General features: G+C 69.7%; 14 protein-coding genes. 6 read left to right on the top strand and 8 right to left on the bottom strand.

Annotated features, from left to right (window positions below; translation table 11 throughout):
* Positions 1-25: 25 nt before the first annotated feature.
* The 3 genes from gatB to gatC are packed head-to-tail and all read right to left on the bottom strand — an operon-like array spanning position 26 to position 3,356.
* Positions 26-1,543: an Asp-tRNA(Asn)/Glu-tRNA(Gln) amidotransferase subunit GatB gene (gene gatB / locus MME74_RS08705; protein ID WP_267418427.1), complete on the bottom strand. Its 1,518-nt coding sequence runs from the start codon at positions 1,541-1,543 to the stop codon at positions 26-28.
* Positions 1,543-3,060, bottom strand: a complete 1,518-nt coding sequence (gatA, locus tag MME74_RS08700) for an Asp-tRNA(Asn)/Glu-tRNA(Gln) amidotransferase subunit GatA (protein WP_267418426.1) — start codon at positions 3,058-3,060, stop codon at positions 1,543-1,545. Before gatA ends, gatB begins: the two co-directional genes overlap by 1 nt.
* Positions 3,057-3,356, bottom strand: a complete 300-nt coding sequence (gatC, locus tag MME74_RS08695) for an Asp-tRNA(Asn)/Glu-tRNA(Gln) amidotransferase subunit GatC (protein ID WP_029259178.1) — start codon at positions 3,354-3,356, stop codon at positions 3,057-3,059. The genes gatA and gatC overlap by 4 nt, the downstream gene beginning before the upstream one ends.
* 67 nt (positions 3,357-3,423) lie before the next feature.
* Between gatC and MME74_RS08690 the strand changes: the two genes are divergently transcribed.
* The gene (locus MME74_RS08690; protein WP_267418424.1) at positions 3,424-5,124 is read left to right on the top strand and encodes a long-chain-fatty-acid--CoA ligase; all 1,701 of its coding nucleotides are present in this window, start codon (positions 3,424-3,426) and stop codon (positions 5,122-5,124) included.
* A gap of 47 nt (positions 5,125-5,171) precedes the next feature.
* Positions 5,172-7,025, top strand: coding sequence for a DEAD/DEAH box helicase (locus MME74_RS08685; RefSeq protein ID WP_416383337.1), 1,854 nt, complete (start codon positions 5,172-5,174; stop codon positions 7,023-7,025).
* Between the two features lie 65 nt (positions 7,026-7,090).
* On the opposite strand, the gene ligA is transcribed toward MME74_RS08685, so the two are convergent.
* From ligA to MME74_RS08670, 3 genes are read right to left on the bottom strand one after another with little or no spacing between them, the layout of a single operon-like run.
* A complete protein-coding gene (gene ligA, locus MME74_RS08680) occupies positions 7,091-9,424 on the bottom strand; it encodes an NAD-dependent DNA ligase LigA (protein ID WP_267418423.1) in 2,334 nt (777 codons plus the stop codon).
* A gap of 38 nt (positions 9,425-9,462) precedes the next feature.
* Positions 9,463-10,560 (bottom strand): tRNA 2-thiouridine(34) synthase MnmA, encoded by a 1,098-nt coding sequence (mnmA, locus tag MME74_RS08675; RefSeq protein ID WP_267418422.1) that lies wholly within the window; start codon positions 10,558-10,560, stop codon positions 9,463-9,465.
* Between the two features lie 9 nt (positions 10,561-10,569).
* Entirely contained in the window at positions 10,570-11,745 is a 1,176-nt protein-coding gene (locus MME74_RS08670) for a cysteine desulfurase family protein (RefSeq protein ID WP_267418421.1), read from the bottom strand.
* A 100-nt stretch (positions 11,746-11,845) separates the two neighbouring features.
* On the opposite strand from MME74_RS08670, the gene glgX reads away from it, so the two are divergent.
* The 3 genes from glgX (at position 11,846) to glgB (ending at position 18,257) form a co-directional block, all read left to right on the top strand.
* A complete protein-coding gene (gene glgX, locus MME74_RS08665; RefSeq protein WP_267418420.1) occupies positions 11,846-13,918 on the top strand; it encodes a glycogen debranching protein GlgX in 2,073 nt (690 codons plus the stop codon).
* A 65-nt stretch (positions 13,919-13,983) separates the two neighbouring features.
* Positions 13,984-16,056: an alpha-1,4-glucan--maltose-1-phosphate maltosyltransferase gene (locus tag MME74_RS08660; RefSeq protein ID WP_267418419.1), complete on the top strand. Its 2,073-nt coding sequence runs from the start codon at positions 13,984-13,986 to the stop codon at positions 16,054-16,056.
* Entirely contained in the window at positions 16,053-18,257 is a 2,205-nt protein-coding gene (glgB, locus tag MME74_RS08655; RefSeq protein WP_267418418.1) for a 1,4-alpha-glucan branching protein GlgB, read from the top strand. Before MME74_RS08660 ends, glgB begins: the two co-directional genes overlap by 4 nt.
* A gap of 73 nt (positions 18,258-18,330) precedes the next feature.
* On the opposite strand, the gene MME74_RS08650 is transcribed toward glgB, so the two are convergent.
* Both MME74_RS08650 and MME74_RS08645 read right to left on the bottom strand, forming a co-directional pair.
* Entirely contained in the window at positions 18,331-19,254 is a 924-nt protein-coding gene (locus MME74_RS08650; RefSeq protein ID WP_267418416.1) for a tetratricopeptide repeat protein, read from the bottom strand.
* A complete protein-coding gene (locus MME74_RS08645; RefSeq protein ID WP_267418415.1) occupies positions 19,251-21,179 on the bottom strand; it encodes a glycosyl transferase in 1,929 nt (642 codons plus the stop codon). The genes MME74_RS08650 and MME74_RS08645 overlap by 4 nt, the downstream gene beginning before the upstream one ends.
* Positions 21,180-21,359: 180 nt before the next feature.
* Here MME74_RS08645 and MME74_RS08640 point away from each other — a divergent pair, with 180 nt between their 5' ends.
* A complete protein-coding gene (locus MME74_RS08640; RefSeq protein WP_267418414.1) occupies positions 21,360-22,421 on the top strand; it encodes an AI-2E family transporter in 1,062 nt (353 codons plus the stop codon).
* Positions 22,422-22,435: the final 14 nt, after the last annotated feature.

The raw sequence follows: 22,435 nt of genomic DNA, 5'->3' as shown, positions 1-22,435 counted from the left end.
CCGACAGGAGACCCGGGGGCACGCGCTACTGGGCAGCGCGCTCGAGAATGAGTTCGCGGACGCGCGCGGCGTCGGCCTGGCCCTTCATGGCCTTCATCACGGCGCCGATCACGGCTCCGGCGGCCTGCACCTTGCCGTCCTTGATCTTGGCCATCACGTCGGGCTGCGCGGCGAGGGCCTCGTCGATGGCGGCGATCAGCGCGCCGTCGTCGGACACGACCGCGAGTCCACGGGCGTCGACGACCTCCTGCGGGGTGCCCTCACCGGCGATGACGCCTTCGAGCACCTGGCGCGCGAGCTTGTCGGTGAGCGTTCCCGCGTCGACGAGTTGCTGCAGAGCCGCGACGTTCTCCGGGCTGATCAGCTCGGTGGCGTCCTTCTCCTGCGCGTTCGCGAGACGGGAGATCTCCCCCGTCCACCACTTGCGGGCCGTCGCCGGAGTCGCACCGGCGGCGATCGTCGCCTCGACGACTTCGAGCAGTCCGCCGTTGCGCACGTCCTGGAACTCCAGGTCGGTGAAGCCCCACTCCGTCATGAGACGGCGACGGCGGGCCACCGGCTGCTCGGGCAGGGCTGCGCGCAGCTCCTCGATCAGTTCCGCGGCGGGCTCCACCGGCAGCAGATCGGGCTCGGGGAAGTAGCGGTAGTCATCCGCGTCCGACTTCGGACGACCCGGCGAGGTGGTGCCGGTGTCCTCGTGCCAGTGCCGCGTCTCCTGCGTGATGGCGCCGCCGTCGGCGAGGATCTGCGCCTGACGCTGGATCTCGTACTTCACGGCCCGCTCGACGGAGCGCATCGAGTTGACGTTCTTCGTCTCGGTGCGGGTGCCGAGCTTGTCGGTGCCCCGCGGACGCAGCGAGACGTTCGCGTCACAACGCAGGTTTCCGCGCTCCAGCCGGGCCTCGGAGATGCCGAGACCGCGGACGATGTCGCGGATGGCCTGCACGTAGGCCTTGGCGACCTCCGGTGCGCGGTGCTCGGTGCCGTAGATGATGTTCGTCACGATCTCGACCAGGGGGACGCCCGCGCGGTTGTAGTCGACGAGCGAGTACTCGGCGCCCTGGATGCGACCGGTCGCTCCACCCATGTGGGTGAGCTTGCCGGCGTCCTCCTCCATGTGCGCGCGCTCGATCGGGATCGTGATGAGCGTGCCGTCCTCGAGCTCGACCTCGACCGATCCCTCGTACGCGATCGGCTCGTCGTACTGCGAGATCTGGTAGTTCTTGCCCAGGTCCGGGTAGAAGTAGTTCTTCCGGGCGAAGCGGCTCGACTCCGCGATCGAGCAGCCGAGCGCGAGGCCCAGGCTGATCGACGAGCGGATCGCCGTCTCGTTCACGACGGGCAGCGAGCCCGGCAGACCGAGGTCGACCGGGGCGATGAGCGTGTTCGGCTCCGCAGCGTGGAACGCCTCGTTGGCCGGGTTCGGCGCATCGGAGAACATCTTCGTGTTCGTGTTGAGCTCGACGTGCACCTCGAAACCGAGGACCGGCTCGAACAGCTCGAGCGCCTTGTCGAAGTCCATGAGCTTGGCGGCGGCGGCCATCAGCGGTTCCCTCCTGCGAGCTGCGGGGCACGGGTGAGCAGCGGCGCACCCCACGAGTCGACGAGCAGCGTCTCGAGCGCGGCACCGACCTTGTAGAGACGAGCGTCCTCGCGCGCCGGAGCGATGAACTGGATGCCGACGGGCAGACCGTCATCGTCCGCCAGACCGCTCGGGATCGAGATACCGGGGACGCCGGCGAGGTTCACCGGGATGGTGGTGATGTCGTTGAGGTACATCTGCAGCGGGTCGTCGATCTTCTCGCCGAGCTTGAACGCCGTGGTGGGCGCCGAGGGCGTGGCGATCACGTCGACCTCGGCGAACGCGTTCGCGAAGTCCTGCTGGATGAGCGTGCGGACCTTCTGCGCACTGCCGTAGTAGGCGTCGTAGTATCCGGCCGAGAGGGCGTAGGTGCCGAGGATGATGCGGCGCTTGACCTCATCGCCGAAACCGGCGTCGCGGGTCGCGGACATCACGTCCTCGACCGTCGGGTTGCCGTCGGGGGTCACTCGCAGGCCGAAGCGCACCGAGTCGAACTTCGCGAGGTTGCTCGAGGCCTCCGCGGGGAGGATCAGGTAGTACGCCGCGACACCGTACTCGAAGTGCGGGGCGCCGATCTCGACGATCTCGGCACCCTGCGCCTCCATGAGAGCGAGAGCGCTCCGGAACGACGCCGCGACGCCGGGCTGGAAGCCGCTGTCCGGGAGTTCGCGGATCACGCCGACCTTGAGGCCCTTGAGCACGTCGCCGCGTGCGCCCTCGCGAGCGGCTTCGGCGAACGACGGCCAGGCGTCGCGCAGCGAGGTCGAATCCTTGGGGTCGTGCCCGCCGATCGCGTCGTGCAGCAGGCCGGAGTCGAGGACCGTCCGGGACACGGGACCGACCTGGTCGAGGCTGGAGGCGAGAGCGATCGCGCCGTAGCGGCTCACGCCCCCGTACGTGGGCTTCACGCCCACCGTGCCGGTGACGTGCGCGGGCTGACGGATCGATCCGCCGGTGTCCGAGCCGAGAGCGAGCGGGGCCTCGAAGGCGGCGACGGCCGCAGCCGAGCCGCCGCCCGAGCCGCCGGGGATCCGGTCGAGGTCCCAGGGGTTGTGCGTGGGTCCGTACGCCGAGTGCTCGGTGGACGACCCCATGGCGAACTCATCCATGTTGGTCTTGCCGAGCGGGATCAGTCCCGCAGCACGCGAACGCGCGACGACGGTGGCGTCGTAGGGAGAGCGGTAGCCCTCCAGGATGCGCGAGCCACTGGTCGTCGGCTGGTCGGTCGTGACGAGCACGTCCTTGATCGCGAGCGGCACACCGGCGAGCGGGCCGAGGGTCTCACCGGCGGCGCGACGCGCATCGATCGCCGCTGCGGCCTCGAGTGCGCCCTCGTTGACGTGCAGGAAGGCATGGATGTCGCCGTCCACGGCGGCGATGCGGTCGAGGTGCGCCTGCGTCGCCTCGACGCTCGACACCTCGCCCGCGGAGAGCTTGGCGGCGAGGTCGGCCGCGTTCAGTCGGATGATGTCGCTCACTGCTCTTCTCCCAGGATCGCGGTGACGCGGAAACGGCCGTCGGCGGCATCCGGGGCGTTCTGGAGCACCTGCTCGTGCGTGAGCGTCTGGCCGACCACGTCCGGCCGGAACACGTTGCTCAGCGGGATCGGGTGGCTCGTCGCGACGACGTCGGCGGTCGCGACCTCCGAGACCTTCGCGATGTTGTCGACGATCGCGTCGAGCTGGCCCGTGAGCCGCGACACCTCGTCGTCGTTCAGCTGGATGCGTGCGAGCACACCGAGATGGCGCACGAGTTCAGGGGTGATTTCAGACACTCCCCCAGTCTAGTTGGCGCGCTCCGAACTCCCATGCCCTGGCGCGCGCTCGTCCTATGCTGGGCGGGTGAGCACGTTCCAGCCCCCTCGCCCATGGATCGCCAGCTATGCCGCCGGAGTCCCGGAAGACCTCCCTCCCGTGGAGGGCTCGCTGGTCGACATCGTCGCCGCTTCCGCGAGGGACTACCCCGAGGCCCCCGCCCTGCAGTTCTTCGGCCGTGAGACCACCTATGCCGAGCTGCAGCACGCGATCGATCACGCCGCCTCCGGTCTCCGCGATCTCGGCGTCCGCGCCGGGGACCCGGTCGCGATCGTGCTGCCGAACTGTCCGCAGCACATCGTGGCGTTCTACGCGGTGCTGCGCCTCGGCGCCGTCGTGGTCGAGCACAACCCGCTCTACACGCCCCGCGAACTGCGGAAGCAGTTCGAGGATCACGGCGCGAAGCACGCGATCGTCTGGAACAAGGTCGTCTCCACCGTGCAGGAGTTCCCTGCCGACCTGGCCGTGACGAACCTGATCTCGGTGGACGTGACGCGCGCCATGCCGTTCCTCACCCGGTTCGCGCTGCGCCTTCCGATCGCGAAGGCCCGGGAATCGCGCGCCGCCCTCACCGAGAAGGTGCGCGGAACCGTCGCCTGGGACACACTGATCGACGCCGCCCCGCTTCCCGCCTCGCACCCGAAGCCGGCGACCGACGACCTCGCGATCATCCAGTACACGTCCGGCACCACCGGAACGCCGAAGGGCGCCGCTCTCACGCACCGCAACCTGCTCGCGAACGCCGCCCAGGCCCAGGCCTGGGTGCCGTCGATCCAGCGCGGCAAGGGCTGCGTCGTCTACGCGGTGCTGCCGATGTTCCATGCGTACGGGCTCACGCTCTGCCTCACCTTCGCCATGTCGATGGGCGCGCGCCTCGTCCTCTTCCCGAAGTTCGACCCCGACCTCGTGCTCGACGTCGTGAAGAAGCACCCCGCCACGTTCCTGCCGCTGGTTCCGCCCATCGCCGATCGCCTGCTCGCCGCGGCGAAGGACAAGGGCGTGTCGCTCGACGGCATCGAGGTCGCGATCTCGGGGGCCATGGCTCTCCCGCACGAGCTGGTCGTGCCGTTCGAGGAGGCCACCCACGGCTTCCTCGTCGAGGGCTACGGACTGAGCGAGTGCTCTCCGGTGCTGATGGCCAACCCGGTCGCCGACAACCGCGTGCCCGGAACGGTCGGGCTTCCCCTGCCCGGAACCGAGTGCCGCGTGGTCGACCCGGAGAACCCGACCGAGGACGTGCCGGCAGGATCCGCCGGCGAACTGGTCGTCCGCGGTCCGCAGGTCTTCTCGGGCTACTACGGCAAGCCGGAAGAGACCGAGGCCGTCTTCGTCGATGGCTGGTATCGCACCGGTGACATCGTCACGATCGACGAGGCCGGCTTCGTCCGCATCGTCGATCGGATCAAGGAGCTCATCATCACGGGCGGCTTCAACGTCGCGCCCACCGAGGTGGAGAACGCGCTGCGCCAGCACCCGCAGGTCGCGGATGCCGCCGTCGTCGGACTCCCGAGCGATCACTCCGGCGAGGAGGTCGTCGCGGCCATCGTCGTCGACCCCGGCACCGATGTCGACGTCGAGGCCATCCGCGAGTTCGCACGGAGCATCCTCACCCCCTACAAGGTGCCCCGGCGCGTGTACGTGGTCGACGAGCTCCCCAAATCGCTGATCGGGAAGGTCCTCCGACGTGAGGTGAAGGAGAGGCTGGTCTCGCTCACGAGCGGCGCCTGAGGACGCCCTCACAGGCACGAGACGGCGCCGCGCGCTACCCTTGGGAAGTGACCCCTGAAGATGCAGTGCTGACCGACGCCCCCGAGGACTCCCCCGCGACCCCCGGATTCGAGGAGCTCGGCATCACCGGGCCCGTCCTCAAAGCCATCAAGGATCTCGGATACGAGACCCCGTCGCCCATCCAGGCGGCCACCATTCCCACGCTTCTCGCCGGCCGCGATGTCGTCGGCATGGCGCAGACCGGCACCGGCAAGACCGCGGCGTTCGCGCTCCCCGTGCTCGAGCGCCTCGACGTCTCGCAGAAGACCCCGCAGGCCCTCGTCCTCGCGCCCACCCGTGAGCTCGCCCTCCAGGTGTGCGAGGCATTCGAGTCCTACGCCTCGAAGATGAAGGGCGTGCACGTCCTCCCCGTCTACGGCGGCCAGGGCTACGGCGTGCAGCTGTCGGCGCTCCGCCGCGGCGTCCACGTGATCGTCGGCACTCCGGGTCGCATCATGGACCACCTCGCCAAGGGCACACTCGACCTGTCGCAGCTGCAGTACCTGGTGCTCGACGAGGCCGACGAGATGCTGAAGATGGGCTTCGCGGAAGACGTGGAGCAGATCCTCGCGCAGACGCCCGAGGAGAAGCAGGTCGCCCTGTTCTCGGCGACGATGCCTCCCCAGATCCGCCGCCTCGCGCAGAAGTACCTGCGTGAGCCGGAAGAGATCAGCATCAAGTCGAAGACCGCGACCGGCACCAACATCACGCAGCGCTACCTCGTGGTGTCGTACGCGCAGAAGGTCGATGCGCTCACCCGGATCCTCGAGGTCGAGAACTTCGACGGCATGATCGTGTTCGTCCGCACCAAGAACGAGACCGAGACGCTGGCCGAGAAGCTGCGCGCGCGGGGCTACTCCGCCGCAGCCATCAACGGCGACGTGCCGCAGGTGCAGCGCGAACGCAGCGTCAACCAGCTCAAGGACGGCAAGCTCGACATCCTCGTCGCGACCGACGTGGCCGCGCGCGGCCTCGACGTCGAGCGCATCAGCCACGTCGTCAACTTCGACATCCCGACCGACACCGAGTCGTACGTGCACCGCATCGGCCGCACGGGACGCGCCGGACGCTCGGGCGACGCGATCAGCTTCATCACCCCGCGCGAGCGCTACCTGCTCAAGCACATCGAGAAGGCGACGCGTCAGCAGCCGGCCCAGATGCAGCTGCCGAGCACCGAGGACGTGAACACCACGCGCCTCAACCGCTTCGACGACGCGATCACCACCGCGCTCTCGGAGACCGGGCGCATCGAGGCGTTCCGCGACATCGTCGCGCACTACGTCCGCCACCACGATGTGCCCGAGGGCGATGTCGCAGCGGCCCTGGCCGTCGTGGCGCAGGGTGACAAGCCGCTGCTCCTCGACCCCGCGAACGACCCGCTCTCGAAGGCCGTGGAGGCGGACAACCGCCCTCCGCGCGAGCGCGCGACCCGCGATTCCCGCGAACCGCGGGAGCCCCGCACGGAGCGTCGCGGCCGCGGCGACTACGCGGCGTACCGCATCGAGGTCGGGCGCCGGCACCGCGTCGAGCCGCGTCAGATCGTGGGTGCGCTCGCGAACGAGGGCGGACTCGGCCGTGATGACTTCGGTGCGATCAACATCCGTCCCGACTTCTCGATCGTCGAGCTTCCCGCGAACCTCGACCCCGCCGTCCTCGAGAAGCTGCGCGACACGCGCATCTCCGGACGCCTGATCGAGATCAAGCCCGACCGTGGCCCCGGCGGAGCCCGCCGCAGCGCCGGTTCTCGTGACAGCCACGATTCCGGCGGACGCGGTGGCTACGAGCGACGCGACCGCGACGACCGCCCGGCGCGCGACAGCCGCGACGAGAAGCCGTTCCGGAAGCCGCGCCACAAGAGCTGACCGCGATGCGTGTGCGGATCGCGGTCAGCCCGATCCGCACACGTGTCCGTCGGGGACGTCGGCCGTCAGGCGCCCTCGCCCACAGGCGGGAGCGCATCCGGTCCCTCGGTCACGAGGATGTGGAACTGTGCGGCATCGAGGATCCGCAGGCCCAGCTCCTCGGCCTTGGCGAGCTTGGATCCCGCGCCGGGGCCGGCCGCGACGAAGTCGGTCTTCTTCGAGACGCTCGACGCCGCCTTGCCACCCGCGTTGATGATGGCCTCCTGCGCCCCGTCGCGCGTGTAGCCGTCCAGCGAACCGGTCGCGACGACCGTCAACCCCTCCAGCACTCCCCCCGCCGCTACGGCGGCCCCCGGGCCGGGGTGGCCGGGCGTCGACCACTGCACGCCGGCATCGGCCCACTGCCGGACGATGTCCTGATGCCAGTCGACCTCGAACCAGGCGAGCAGGGAATCGGCGATGATGCCGCCGACGCCCTCGACCGCGGCGAGCTCCTCGCGGGAGGCGGCGCGGATCGCGTCGAGCGACCCGAACCATTGCGCCAGCGCCCGCGCGGCGACGGGCCCGACGTGGCGGATGTTCAGCGAGACGAGCAGACGCCAGAGGTCCTTGGTCTTCGCCTTCTCCAGCTCCGCCAGCAGCGTGAGCGCCTGCGAGGACGGCTGGGGTCCCTCCAGGCCGGACTTCTTCTCGGCTGCGGTGGGGTTCCGACGGAAGGGGGCGCGCGTCTTGACGATGCCGTCCTCATCCTCCTTCGGCAGGCCCGTCTCGGCGTCGCGCACGAACAGCTCGATGGGCACGAGCTGGTCCAGGGTCAGGGCGAACAGCCCCGCCTCGGTCTCCAGCGGAGGCACCGCCGGTGAGGTCGGCTGCGTCAGCGCTGCCGCGGTGACCTCGCCCAGTGCCTCGACGTCGAGAGCGCCCCGGGAGCCGATGTGCTCGACACGGCCGCGCACCTGCGCCGGACAGGACCGGGCGTTCGGGCAGCGGAGGTCGATGTCGCCCTCCTTCATCGCCCGCAGCGGCGTCCCGCATTCGGGGCACGCGACGGGCATCACGAACTCCCGCTCGCTGCCGTCGCGCTTCTCGACGACCGGCCCGAGGACCTCGGGGATCACGTCGCCGGCCTTGCGCAGCACCACGGTGTCGCCGATCAGCACGCCCTTGGCCTTGACGACGTCTTTGTTGTGCAGCGTCGCCTGACGCACCACGGAGCCGGCCACATGCGCGGGCGCCATCACGGCGAACGGCGTCGCTCGTCCGGTGCGGCCGACGGACACGACGATGTCGAGGAGCTTGGTCTGCACCTCCTCCGGCGGGTACTTGTAGGCGATGGCCCAGCGCGGGGCGCGGCTCGTCGCTCCGAGTTCGTCGTGCAGTTCGAGCTCGTCGACCTTGACCACGATGCCGTCCAGCTCGTGCTCGATGTCGTGCCGGTGCTCACCGAAGTACTCGACGAACTCCACGACCTCGTCGATCGTGCGGCACACCCGGGTGTGCGGGCTCGTGGGCAGGCCCCACTCCGAGAGCAGGTCGTACACCTCGCTCTGCGCGGCGACGGGAGGGTTCGACCACGCGCCGACGCCGTGCACGTAGAGCGCGAGCGACTCGATCCGCAGCATCCCGGCTTCGAGCTCCAGCCCGTTCTTCTTGTCGATCTGCTGACGAAGTCCGCCGCTGGCCGCGTTGCGCGGGTTCGCGAACGACGGGAAGCGCCGAGCCGCGGCCGTCGTGGCCTTCTCCTCGTCGAACGGCTTCTTGACCCCTCCGCGCGACTCCCAGCGCGAGAGCGCATCGGCGTAGGCGCGGTCACGGAAGGCGGCCTGCGCCGCGTTGAGTCGCTCGAACGCCGCGACGGGGATGAAGACCTCGCCGCGCACCTCGACGATCTCGGGGTGGCCCTCACCACTCAACCGGTAAGGGATCTCCGGGAGGCGCAGGGCGTTCTCGGTGACGATCTCCCCCACGCGCCCGTCGCCGCGCGTCGCCGCCGAGGTCAGGACGCCGTTCTCGTAGCGGAGGTTGATCGCGAGTCCGTCGATCTTCAGCTCGGTGAGCCAGGCGACGTCGCGCCCGGCTGCGGCCCTGGTCTTCGCCGCCCACTCCCGCAGCTCGTCGATCGAGAAGACGTTGTCGAGGCTGAGCATGCGCTCGGCGTGCTCGATCGTCGCGAGGCCGGTCGCCTCGGCCGCACCGACCATCTGCGTGGGCGAGTCCTGCCCCTGCAGCTCGGGATGCAGACGCTCGAGCTCCTCGAGCCGATGCATCCACCCGTCGTAGGTGAAGTCGTCGACCAGTGAGGTGTCGCGTCCGTAGTAGGCGTCTTTCGCCTCCAGGATGCGAGTGGTCAGCTCCTCGGCTTCGGTTCGGGCGTCTTCCAGCGAGATGTTCTCCGGCACCCCGTCAGTCTACGAGCGGGCGCCGACACCGGAAGCGTCTACGCGCCGACGGGGACCGCCGACACCGTGGTGTCGATCGTGAACTGCCCGAGGACCCGTGTCCCGACGTACAGGACGGCGGTCTGCCCCGGCGCGACACCGTCGAGCGGCACCTCGGGGGTCACCCGCACGCCATCCGCGGACACCACCGCGTGCGCGGGCACCGGCTCGGCGTGCGCGCGGATCTGCACGTGGCACTCGAACGCGGAATCCGTGGGCGCGGCGCCGGCCCAGCTGAACCGCTCTCCGGCGATCTCCGCGATCGCGAGCGCCTCCTTGGGTCCGACCACCACCGTGTTCGACACCGGACGCACCTCGAGGACGAACCGCGGCTTGCCGTCCGCCGCAGGCACGCCGAGCTTGAGACCACGACGCTGCCCGACCGTGAACGCGTGGGCGCCCTCGTGCGACCCGACGACCTCGCCGTTGCGGTCGACGATCTCGCCCGTCGCCGTGCCGACCTTCTCGGCGAGCCAGCCGCGGGTGTCGCCGTCGGGGATGAAGCAGATGTCGTGGCTGTCCGGCTTCTGCGCGACGCTCAGGCCACGGGCCTCCGCCTCCGCGCGGACGATCGCCTTCGAGGGCGTCGTGCCGAGCGGGAAGTACGTGTGCGCGAGCTGCTCGGCGGTGAGCACGCCCAGCACGTAGGACTGGTCCTTGGCGTTGTCCGAGGCGCGGTGCAGCTCCAGGCCGTCGGCGCCGTCGATGAGCGTCGCGTAGTGTCCGGTGCACACGGCGTCGAACCCGAGCTCGATCGCGCGCTCCAGGAGGGCAGCGAACTTGATCTTCTCGTTGCAGCGCATGCAGGGGTTGGGCGTGCGCCCGGCCTGGTACTCGGAGATGAAGTCGTCGATCACGTCGTCGCGGAATCGCTCCGAGAAGTCCCAGACGTAGAAGGGGATGCCGAGCAGATCGGCCGCACGTCGCGCGTCGAGGGCGTCTTCGATCGTGCAGCAGCCGCGGCTGCCCGTGCGCAGGGTGCCGCCGGCGCGAGAGAGCGCCAGATGCACGCCGACCACGTCGTGCCCCGCCTCCACGGCCCTGGCGGCCGCGACGGCGGAGTCGACTCCACCGCTCATCGCCGCAAGGATCCGCATGTCACCAGTCTACGAGCGCGTGGCTGTGCCGGCGCCGGATGCGCGCGAGTAGGCGTCGGCGATCGCGGCGAGCACCGCATCGACGTCGGCATCGGTCGACGTCCGGCCGAGCGAGAAGCGGAGGACGCTGCGCGCGTCCCGCTCGCTCCGCCCCATCGCCATCACCACGTGCGAGGGCTCGGCGACACCCGCCTGGCATGCGGACCCGGTCGACGCGGCGACGCCCGCGACATCGAGGAGGAACAGCAGGCTCTCCCCGACCGCGCCGGGGAACAGCACGTGGGCGTTCCCGGGGAGGCGGTCGAGCGGATCGCCCAGGAGCTCGGCCGCGGGCACGGCGGAGCGGATGCCGGCGACGAGGCGATCACGGAGGGCGCGCAGACGGGCCGTCTCCTGCTCCCGCTCGGCCTCGGCCAGCTCGAGGGCGGTGGCGAAGGCCGCGGCCCCGGCGATGTCCTGCGTGCCGGCCCGGAGACCGCGCTGCTGGGCGCCACCGCGCAGCAGCGCCGTCAGCCTCGCCGTTCGCGCCGCGACGAGGACCCCCACGCCGACCGGCGCGCCGATCTTGTGCCCGGCGAGGCTCATCGCCACCAGGCCCGCACCGGCGGGGGCGTCACCACGCAGCGCGCGGAACGAGAGGGGAACATGTCCGAGCGCGGCGACCGCGTCGAGATGCAGGGCGACGCCGGCATCCGTGCTCGCCAGCGCCAGCGCAGCGGCGTCGTTGATCGTGCCCGCCTCGTTGTTCGCCACCAGGGCGGTCGCGAGGGCGGCACCGGGGAGCGCGGCGGCGAACTCCTCCGCATCGATGCGCGCCTCGCGCGTGACGGCGACCCGGCGCAGCTCCGCGCCCTCGTCCGCGAGCGCGACCACCGTGTCCATCGTCGCGTGATGCTCCCCGTCGGGCATCACGATCGCCGACGTCCCCTCGGGGCGCGCGTGCCACAGACCCTGCAGCGCGAGGTTGATCGACTCCGTGCCGCCCGAGGTGAACACGATCTCGATCGGATCGGCGTCGAGCTCCGCGGCGACCCGTTCACGCGATTCCTCCAGGAGCCGGCGTGCGTCCTGGCCCGCGCCGTGGGTGGACGACGCGTTCCCGACCGTCTCCGAGGCGGCCAGCCAGGCGTCGCGCGCCTCCGGGCGCAGTGGCGTGGTCGCCGCGTGATCGAGGTAGTGCCGCATCCTTCGATTCTCTCGCGAATCCCCGGCGACCGGGCGCTCGCCGGTGGAACCCGGTACGCCCTGACATGAGACGGCAACACAACGCGCCTAGTGTGTACTCATGCCCGCGTCCCGAGACCTCCCCGTGCCCGGCGGCTCCACCCTCGACAACCTCGGCGTCCGTCTGCACGACGGCGTCGGCACGCTGCGCGTCTGGTCGCAGAACGCGTCGTCCGTCGAGCTCGTGGTCTTCGATGCCACCGACCTCGACTGGGCGACCGACGAGCTGCCGCTCGAACGCCTCGCCGGCGGTATCTGGGAGGTCACCACCGAGCTCCTGCAGCCGGGCATCCGCTACGCCGTCCGTGTCGGGGGCCCGCACGGCCCCGGCAACACGTTCAACCCGGAGACCCTGCTGCTCGATCCGTACGCGCGGGGCCTCGCTCAGGGAGACGGCTACGAGGAATGGCGCTCCGTGGTCATCGTCGACGGGTTCGACTGGGGCGACTCCCAGAAGCCGCGGGTGCCGCTCGATCGGACGGTCATCTACGAGGGCCACCTCAAGGGCCTCACCAAGCGCCACCCCGACGTGCCGCCCGCCCTCCACGGCACCTACGCCGGACTCGCCCACCCGGCCATGATCGAGTACTTCCACTCGCTCGGGATCACGTCCATCGAGCTGCTCCCGGTGCATGCGTTCGTCCCAGAGCCGCGCCTGCTCGAGCGGGGCCTCACGAACTACTGGGGCTACAACACCCTCAACTTCTTCACACCGCACACCGCCTACGCCACCGAGGATGCGCGCAAGGAGGGGCCCGAGGCCGTCCTCGCCGAGTTCAAGGGCATGGTGCGCCTGCTCCACGAGGCGGGACTCGAGGTCATCCTCGACGTGGTCTACAACCACACCTCGGAGGAGGGCATCGGCGGCCCGCGCTCGAGCCTCCGCGGCATCGACAACGCGAACTACTACCGCCAGGACGAATCCGGCGTCTACATCGACACGACGGGCTGCGGCAACACGCTGAACACGGCGACCGACGCCGGGGCCCGGCTCGTGCTGGACTCCCTCCGCTACTGGGCGCAGGAGATGCAGATCGACGGCTTCCGCTTCGACCTGGCCACCGCCATCGCCCGGGACGCCACGCACACGTACACGCCGGATCACCCGCTCCTGGCGGCGATCGCGAACGATCCGGTCCTCGCCGACACCAAGCTCATCGCCGAGCCGTGGGACGTCGGGCTGGGCGGCTGGCAGACCGGGAACTTCCCGGCCGGGTGGCACGAGTGGAACGACCGCTACCGCGACCGCGTGCGCAACTTCTGGCTGAGCGACATCGACTACGCGCGGCGGGCGTCGGCCCCGGTCGGCATCGGCGGATTCGCGACGCGTCTGGCCGGGTCCTCGAACACGTTCAGCGAAGACCGCGGCCCGCTCGCCAGTGTGAACTTCGTCACGGCGCACGACGGCTTCACCCTGCACGACCTGGTCTCGTACGACGTCAAGCACAACGAGGCGAACGGCGAGCAGAACCGCGACGGCGCCGACATGAACCGGGCGTTCAACCACGGCATCGAGGGTCCGACAGACGACCCGACGATCCTGGCCGCGCGGCGCAAGGCCATGCGCAACCTGCTCGGTACGCTCCTGCTCTCCGCAGGCATCCCGATGCTCACAGCCGGCGATGAGGTCGGACGCACGCAGCGCGGGAACAACAACGCCTATGCCCAGGACTCCGCGATGACCTGGCTCGGATGGGAATTCGAGCCCTGGCAGAGCGACCTCCGCGCGCATGTCTCGCGCCTGATCCGGCTACGGCAGGAGAACCCCGCCCTCCGACCGAGTCGCTACGCACGCCTCGGCGAGCACATCCCCAACGCGTCCGTCATGGACTGGTACGACCAGAACGGCGAGACGATGGAGCAGGGGCAGTGGGCCGACCCCGGCAACCGCACGCTGCAGTACGTCGCCGCGTCCACACCGGACACCGAGGCCTACAACCGCATCCTGCTCATCGTGCACGGCACGGAGTCGCCGATCGATGTGCGTCTTCCCGAGGAGATCGAGGGAGCGACCCGCTTCGTGTCGCTGTGGTCGAGCGCACAGGAACGTCCGTCCGACGAGGAAGAGGTCTTCGCTCCGGGCGATGTGCTGCCGGTCTCCGGCACCTCGATGAGGCTGTTCCGCGTCGAATGACGCCGGGTCCCGACGCACCCGGCGGCGCGCTACCCGCGGCTGCGTCCGCGCGGTACATTCGGGATGTGGCTGCACGTGCTGGTACTCGGTCCTCGGCTCTCCGGAGCCCCGCTCAGATCCCGACGCGCGCATCGGGTGACGCGGATCTCCCCGGCTCGCTGCGCACGACGCGCATCCCCCTGCTCGACCCTGCACCCGCCGTGCCGGGAGGGTTCCCCCCGAAGGCCTTCGTCGGAGAGGTCGTGCCGTTCCGCGTCGTCTCTTTCCGCGAGGGGCACGACACCATCGGCGTGCACGTGCGGCTCATCTCCCCCTCGGGTGACGAGAGCCTGCACCGCCTGACGCCGCGCGGCGACGGCACCGACACCTGGTCGGCCGACATCGCGCTGGACGAGCAGGGTGCATGGCGCTACCGGTTCGAGGGATTCTCCGACGACTTCGCGACCTGGGCGCACGCTGCCGAGCTGAAGGTCGCCGCCGGGGTCGACGTGCCGGTGATGGCGGCGCTCGGTGCGGAGCTGCTCACCCGGGCATCCGCGGAGAAGGACCGCCCGGCCGCCCAGCGGAAGCGCCTGCTCGCCGTCGCCGACGCCCTCCGCACCGGGGACGCCGCGACGACATCGGCCACGTCGACGGATGCCGCGCTCGCCGAGGTGTTCCGGGAACGCCCGGTGACGACGTTCCGTTCCGCCACGACGGAGCACACGCTCATCGTCGACCGGGCCGCCGCCGGCGTCGGCGCCTGGTACGAGTTCTTCCCCCGGTCGGAGGGCGCCCGGCGTCTGAAGGACGGAACGGTCAGGAGCGGCACGTTCCGCACCGCCGCGAAGCGCCTTCCCGAGGTCGCCGCGATGGGGTTCGACGTCGTCTACCTCGTGCCGATCCATCCGATCGGGACCACCCATCGCAAGGGCCGCAACAACACGCTCACCGCCGAACCCGGAGACCCCGGCTCCCCCTATGCGATCGGAGCCGCAGAAGGCGGGCACGACGCGATCCACCCCGACCTCGGCACCGCGCAGGACTTCCGCTCCTTCGTCCGGGCCGCGCAGAAGGAAGGGCTCGAGGTCGCACTCGACCTCGCACTCCAGGCCTCCCCCGACCATCCCTGGGTCGCGGAGCATCCGGAGTGGTTCACCACCCTCCCGGACGGGACCATCGCGTTCGCCGAGAACCCGCCGAAGAAGTACCAGGACATCTACCCCCTGAACTTCGACAACGACCCGGCCGGTATCTACGCCGAGATGCTGCGCATCGTGCGGCACTGGGTCGCGCAGGGCGTGAAGATCTTCCGGGTCGACAACCCCCACACCAAGCCGCTGCAGTTCTGGGAGTGGCTCATCGCCGAGGTGAACGCCTCCGACCCGGACGTGATCTTCCTCGCCGAGGCGTTCACCCGCCCTGCCGTGATGCGCGCGCTCGCCGCGGTGGGGTTCCAGCAGAGCTACAGCTACTTCACCTGGCGCAACACCAAGGCCGAGCTCGAGGAGTTCCTCACCTCCGTGTCGCACGAGACCTCCGACTACATGCGGCCCAACCTGTTCGTGAACACGCATGACATCCTCACCGAGTACCTGCAGTTCGGCGGCAGGGCCGCCTATCGCATCCGCGCCTGCATCGCGGCGACGGCCGGTCCGGTGTACGGGGTCTACGCCGGCTACGAGCTGTTCGAGAACGTGGCTCGGCCCGGCTCCGAGGAGAACATCGACAACGAGAAGTACGAGTACAAGGTGCGCGACTGGGTCGGAGCCGAAGCCCGCGGAGAGTCCCTCGCACCTCTGCTCCGACGGCTCAACGAGATCCGCGCGGCGCACCCCGCCCTGCGACAGCTCCGCAACCTGTTCACGCACTGGAGCGACGACGACGCCGTCCTCGTCTACAGCAAGCACCTCGCCGCCCTCTTCACCGGCACCGGGCGCGCGGACACGATCATCGTCGTGGCCAACGTCGACCCGCACTCCGTGCGCGAGACCACCGTGCACCTCGACACCACCCGGTGGGGCGTGGCGCTCGGCGAGACGTTCGAGGTCGAGGATCTCCTCACCGGCGCCGTCTGGACCTGGAGCGACCACAACTACGTGCGACTCGACGCCTTCGCCGAGCCGGTGCACATCCTGAAGGTCAGGGAGCGATCATGAGCTACACGGAAGACGTCGCCGCATCCACCGAGTGGGAGGCGATCTCGTCAGCGACGCACCACGATCCGCATGCCGTGCTCGGGGCGCATTCGGGCAAGGACGCCGCCGATCGCACCGTCACCGTGATCCGCGTCCGACGCCCTCTCGCCGCCGGAGTGGCGGCCGTGTTCGGCGACGGCAGCAGGCTCGAGCTCGGCCATGTGGCCCACGGCATCTGGGAGGCTCAGCACGTCGGTCCTCCGCTGCCCTATCGGATCGCCACCCGCTACGCGCACCATGAGGAGACCGTGTCCGGCGACCCCTACCGCCATCGTCCGACGCTCGGCGATCTCGACCTGCACCTGATCGCGGAAGGACGTCACGAGCGTCTCTGGGAGGCCCTCGGGGCCCACGCCCGCACGCACGACGGCGAACGGGGCGTCTCCTTCGCGGTCTGGGCGCCCAACGCCACCGCCGTCCGTGTGGTCGGCGACCACAACGAGTGGAACGGCGAGGCCCACGCGATGCGCTCCATGGGCGTCAGCGGGGTCTGGGAGCTCTTCATCCCGGATCTGCCGATCGGCACGCGATACAAGTACCAGATCCGCACCCGAGACGGTTCCTGGATCCTGAAGGCGGACCCGATGGCGCTCGCCGCCGAGGTTCCGCCCGACACCGCGTCCGTCGTGACCGCATCGTCGTACACCTGGACGGACGGCGCGTGGATGACCCGTCGCGCGGCGACGCACGCCGTCGCGCAGCCCCTGTCGGTCTACGAGATCCACGTCGGCTCCTGGCGCGCGGGGCTCGGGTACCGCGACATCGCCGAGCCGCTGATCCAGCACGTGACGGAGGCGGGTTTCACGCACGTCGAGTTCATGCCGCTCGCCGAGCACCCCTTCGGAGGCTCCTGGGGCTACCAGGTCAGCGGGTACTACGCGCCCACGAGTCGCTTCGGCAGCCCGGATGACCTGCGCTACCTGATCGACCGGCTGCATCAGGCCGGCATCGGCGTGATCATGGACTGGGTTCCGGGTCACTTCCCCAAGGATGCCTTCGCCCTCGCACGCTTCGACGGCCAGCCTCTCTACGAGCACCCGGATCCTCGCCGCGGAGAGCACCAGGACTGGGGCACGCTCATCTTCGACTACGGCCGGCCCGAGGTGCGGGGGTTCCTGGTCGCCAACGCCCTCTACTGGCTCCAGGAGTTCCACGTCGACGGCCTCCGCGTCGACGCGGTCGCCTCGATGCTCTACCTCGACTACTCCCGCGAAGCAGGTGAGTGGGAGCCCAACATCCACGGCGGGCGCGAGAACCTCGAGGCGATCCGCTTCCTGCAGGAGGTGAACGCCACCGCGTACCGGCTGCACCCCGGGATCATGATGATCGCCGAGGAGTCCACCAGCTTCCCCGGCGTCACGGCGCCGACCGACCACGCCGGTCTCGGATTCGGCTTCAAGTGGAACATGGGCTGGATGAACGACTCGCTCCAGTACATCTCCCGTGACCCGATGTATCGCGGGCACCACGAGGGCGAGATGACCTTCTCGTTCGTCTACGCGTTCGGCGAGAACTACCTGCTGCCCATCAGCCATGACGAGGTCGTGCACGGCAAGGGCAGCCTGCTCGCCAAGATGCCCGGCGACCACTGGCACAAGCTCGCCAACGTCCGTGCCTACCTCGCCTACATGTGGGGGCACCCGGGCAAGAAGCTGCTCTTCATGGGGCAGGAGTTCGGGCAGCTCGCCGAATGGTCGGAGGGCCGCGAACTCGACTGGTGGCTCCTGGATCAGCCCTCCCACGCACAGCTGCAGGGCTTCGTCGGCGCGATGAACCGCGCGTACCGGGCCCAGGCGCCGCTGTGGGCCCGGGACAACGACGGCTCGTCCTTCAGCCGTCTCGGGGCGCCCACCTGGGACCCGACGGTGATCGCATTCGAGCGGCGTGACGCGCACGGGGGGCGACTGGTCGTCGTGAGCAACTTCGCCGGGGTGGAGCGGAGCGGATACCGTCTGGCCCTCCCCCGCGAGGGCGTCTGGCAGGAGGTGCTCAACACCGATGCGGCCGATTACGGCGGTCGAGGTTCCGGAAACCTCGGCATGGTCGTCGCGAGCGCCGACGACGGTGGATCACCGACCGCCAGCGTCACGCTTCCGGCACTGTCGACACTGTGGTTGCGCCATCAGCCCGAGCCGCACGTGCCGACCGTGAGCCACGGCTGACGCGCGGGCCGGCCGGACGGCTCTTCGAGAAGCAACAGCCTCTGGAAGAAGGCGCCTCTCGAAGAAGCCGCCACTAGAAGAGCAACGACGAGAGACGGTTGCGCGCCGACACCACACGCGGGTCGGCGGCGCCGATGAGGCCGAACAGCTCGATCAGGCGCTCCCGGACCGGTGTGCGCTGGTCGGAGGGCAACTGCGAGAACAGGTCGAGGAGACGTCCGAAGGCGTCGTCCACGTGACCGCCGGCGAGGTCGAGATCGGCCACGTCGAACTGCGCCTGGACATCGAGGGGGCCGTTCGCAGCCGCGGCACGCGCCGCCTGCAGGTCGAGTCCCTGCACACGGTCGAGCAGACGCACCTGGCCGAGACCGGCAAGGGCTTCCTCGTCACGCGGGTTCTCGGCGAGGGCCTTCTCGTACGCCCGGATCGCGGCGGCGTAGTCGCCGACCTCGATCGCCGCGTATGCCTCGGCGTGCAGCGGAGGCAGATCGGGCTCCTCCGGCGCAGCGGGGGCATCGGCGTCGGTCCCGACCGAGAGGGTCCCGGTGACGCCGTTCTGCGCGGCCACCTGCAGCAGCTGGGCGAACACGTCGCGCACCTGCTGCTCGGGCACCGCGCCCGTGAACATCGGCACCGGCTGGCCGGCGATCAGTGCCACGACCATCGGGATCGACTGGGCGCGGAAGCTCTGCGCGAGCTGCGGGTTCGCGTCCACGTCGACCTTGGCGAGCAGCACGCGTCCGCCGAGCTCCCTGGTGACCTTCTCGATGATCGGGCTCAGCTGCTTGCAGGGTCCGCACCATTCAGCCCACAGGTCGACGACGACGGGGACGGTCCGCGAGATCTCGAGGATCTGGCCGAAGGTCTCGTCCGTCGCATCGACGACGAGATCGACGACGCCGGGAGCCGGCGCCCCCTCTGCCGGCGATGCCGGTCGGTTGCGGAGGCTCGACAGGTCGACGGCGCCGCGCAGAGCGGCGGGAGAGATCTCACTCACTTGATCACCTTCACGGAAACGAGGTCCTGGTGGACTGCCAGGAGCCTGATCTGCTCCGTCGACCCCTGCGCGGGGACCGAGAAGAACAGCTGGAACTCGTACGTCGTCTCGACGCCCTTCGCCGACTCGGTCGCCCCGGTCAGCGCCTTGGCCTGGGGGTTCTCCCCGAAGCGGATCATCACGTCGCTGGCGGTCGGCTTCACGCTCTCGACATCGATCATCGACACGGCGACGATCGCCCCGCTGTCGAGCGTCGTCATCGAGATCGGCGCGTCCTTCGTGGGCGACATGTCGAACGACGCCTTCGACGTCTTGGCGGCCCCCTTGTCGGCGAGGCCCTTCACCACGACCTGACGGCTGGCGGTGACGGAATCGGCGAGCTTCAGCGACAGGTCGTCGAACTTGCCGTAGTACTCGCTCTTCTCCCCCGAGTCGACCACATCGGCGAAGGCCGAGGCGACCTCGGCCGGCGGGATCGAGAGGAAGGCCGAGTCCGAGGGGACGAGGGAGGCTCCGAGCCACGGTGCGGCGACGTCCGGGAACACCGCGTCCGCGGACATCTCGGCCATGTTCGTGACCTTGTAGTTCGACCAGGGGTCCGCCTGCGACATCATGAGCAGGACCGGGGGCACGGTGTCGTCGCCCGTGCTCTTGGAGAGCATGAGGACGGTACGGGGCCAACGGTCCGTCGCCTCCGGGAGGATGACCTCGAAGTCGTCGGTCGGAATCGCCGCGGGGGCCTTCATGCCCTTGATCTTCGCGCGCAGCGCGTACTCGGTGGTGCGCGCGGCGAGGGCGGGACCGTCGAGGCGCGTGGCCGCCTGGTCGATGTCCATCGCCGTGTCGGCCTCCACCACGGTCTCGGAGATCTCCTTCAGGATGCGCTTGGCCTGGCCTTCGGTCACTGCCGGCGGCTTCTGGTTCTCGGGCGCGATCACCGTCGGGCTGGGCGACGGCGTCGGCGAGCCCTCGCCGACCTGCGGCCACGAGTCGGCGGAGCAGCCGGCGGCCAGGATCGCCGTGAGCCCGAGCGCCGGGATGACGAGCAGGCGACGGCGACGGCGCACGGCGGGGGCTGCGCGCATCGAGCTCTTCGTGTCGGACTCCTTGGTGTCGTCGATGATCTCCGCGTCCTCCACATCGGTGTCGGTCGGTGCTGCCGCCGGGTCCGCGGCCGGGGCGTCGGTGCTCTCGATGGCGGCACGCTCCGCCGGGGGAAGAACCGCGACGTCGATCGGCTCGGTGGCCGGAAGCGGACCGGGGCCCTTGCGTCGAGGACCGCGTCCGCGACGCTGGTGACGGATCCCGAGGATGTAGAGGATGAGGCCGATCAGCAGCATGATGCCACCGGCGACCATGAGCGGTCCGGCGAAGGGGGTCCGGTTGTCGAGCGGCCAGGACACGACGATGTCGTCGGGCGCATCCTGCGTGCCGTCGTAGGCGACGAGCATGCTGGTGCCTTCGGGGAGCTGCATCTTGTCGGCGATGAGGCGGCCCTCGTCCGTGAACGAGTGGAGCCAGAGATCGGAGCCGCGGGGATCGCGCCCGGCGGGCTCGTCCGTCGCTCCGTCGCCGTCGCCACCGGCTTCGGCCGCGTCGTCCTGTGCCGCGACGTGCTCGACCGCGAGGTCGCCGTCGTCGTCGACCGTGACGCGGTTGTAGTCGGTGTCGGCGAGCCAGGCCTCCATGTCGGCCGTGCGACCGTAGCTGCCGAAGATCTCGCCCTCGCCGCGGACGATGAGGGTCTGAGCGCCCGGGTGCATCCGGAGCACGTCACCGTCCAGGAGGACGAAGGGGGCGGGTTCGTCGATGCCGACCTTCGTCTGCTGCGACTCCGGTCCCAGGAAGATGGTGCGCTGGGCGATACCCGCGCCGATCAGCGCGGCGGCCAGCACGAAGGCCACCACGGCCCATACGAAACGCACGAATAGTCTCCTCACGCATCCCGGGCATCTGCCCGCGACGCAACACTCGACATTTCAGACTAGCGAAATCAGCTGTGTGTTGCCCACGAGCAGATGCAGTGCGTGCTGGATCGGCACGTCGCCCGCGACGCGACCGGACTGATGGATAGCCTTGCTCCAGCCACCCCGAGGAGTCACCCGATGAAGATCCACAACCCCTTCCGCACCGCCTTGGTGGCGACACTCGGCGTGGGATTGGGGATCCTGCTGATCAGCAGCGTCCAGACGCTCTCGAGCGTCCTCCTCTACGTGGGAACCGCGCTGTTCCTGAGCCTGGGCCTCGATCCGCTCGTCTCCTTCCTGGAGCGGCGTCGGCTGCCGCGCTGGCTCGCGGTCCTCGTGACGATCCTCGCGGTGCTCGCGGTGTTCGTCGGGATCGTGCTCATCATCCTCCCCGTCCTGGTGGATCAGATCTCGCAGCTGATCGCGCAGATCTCGGCGATCGTCCAGCGAGGCACCCTGATCCCCGACCTCAAGGAATGGATGCAGGACGCCTTCCCGAATCTGCGGGTCGACCTCGTCTTCACCTACGTCACGGACTGGCTGACGACGAACCTGGCGGAGATCGGCGGCTCCATCGGGCAGGGGGTCCTCATCGCCAGCGGTGCCGCGCTCAGCGGGCTCTTCGGAGCCTTCATCATCCTCATCCTCACGATCTACCTCACGGCGTCGACGCCGTCGCTCAAGCGCGCGGTGTACCAGCTCGCGCCGGCGTCGAAGCGCGAGCGCTTCATCGACCTCTCCGAGCAGATCACGGACTCGGTCGGCTACTACGTCATGGGACAGGTCACGCAGGGGGTGATCAACGGCGTGCTCAGTGCCATCTACCTGTCGATCATCGATGCGCCGTTCCCGGCGGTGCTCGCGATCATCGCGTTCTTCTTCTCCCTGATCCCGCTGGTCGGCACGCTGACCGGATCGACGATCATCGTCCTGGTCTGCCTCATCCCCGGACTCGGCTCCCCCGGGATCGCGATCGCCGCGGCCATCTACTACCTCGTCTACATGCAGATCGAGGCGTACGTGATCTCCCCGCGCATCATGAGCCGTGCCGTCTCGGTCCCCGGCGCCGTCGTCGTCGTCGCGGCTCTCGCCGGCGGCAGCCTGCTCGGACTCCTCGGGGCGCTCATCGCCATCCCCGTCGCCGCGAGCATCCTGATCATCTACCGTCAGGTGCTGATCCCGCGAATGAACGAGCTCTGAGGCTCCCGCGGTCG

The organism is Microbacterium oxydans (assembly GCF_026559675.1).
Lineage (GTDB): Bacteria > Actinomycetota > Actinomycetes > Actinomycetales > Microbacteriaceae > Microbacterium > Microbacterium oxydans_D.
This window is presented reverse-complemented; position numbering and strand designations above follow the sequence as displayed.

What these genes read in the sequence shown, in the direction of transcription:
- gatB (WP_267418427.1), bottom strand. Translation starts at nt 1,543, where the DNA reads ATGGCCGCCGCCGCCAAGCTCATGGACTTCGACAAGGCGCTCGAGCTG.
- mnmA (WP_267418422.1), bottom strand. Translation starts at nt 10,560, where the DNA reads ATGCGGATCCTTGCGGCGATGAGCGGTGGAGTCGACTCCGCCGTCGCG.
- MME74_RS08670 (WP_267418421.1), bottom strand. Translation starts at nt 11,745, where the DNA reads ATGCGGCACTACCTCGATCACGCGGCGACCACGCCACTGCGCCCGGAG.
- glgX (WP_267418420.1), top strand. Translation starts at nt 11,846, where the DNA reads ATGCCCGCGTCCCGAGACCTCCCCGTGCCCGGCGGCTCCACCCTCGAC.
- glgB (WP_267418418.1), top strand. Translation starts at nt 16,053, where the DNA reads ATGAGCTACACGGAAGACGTCGCCGCATCCACCGAGTGGGAGGCGATC.
- MME74_RS08640 (WP_267418414.1), top strand. Translation starts at nt 21,360, where the DNA reads ATGAAGATCCACAACCCCTTCCGCACCGCCTTGGTGGCGACACTCGGC.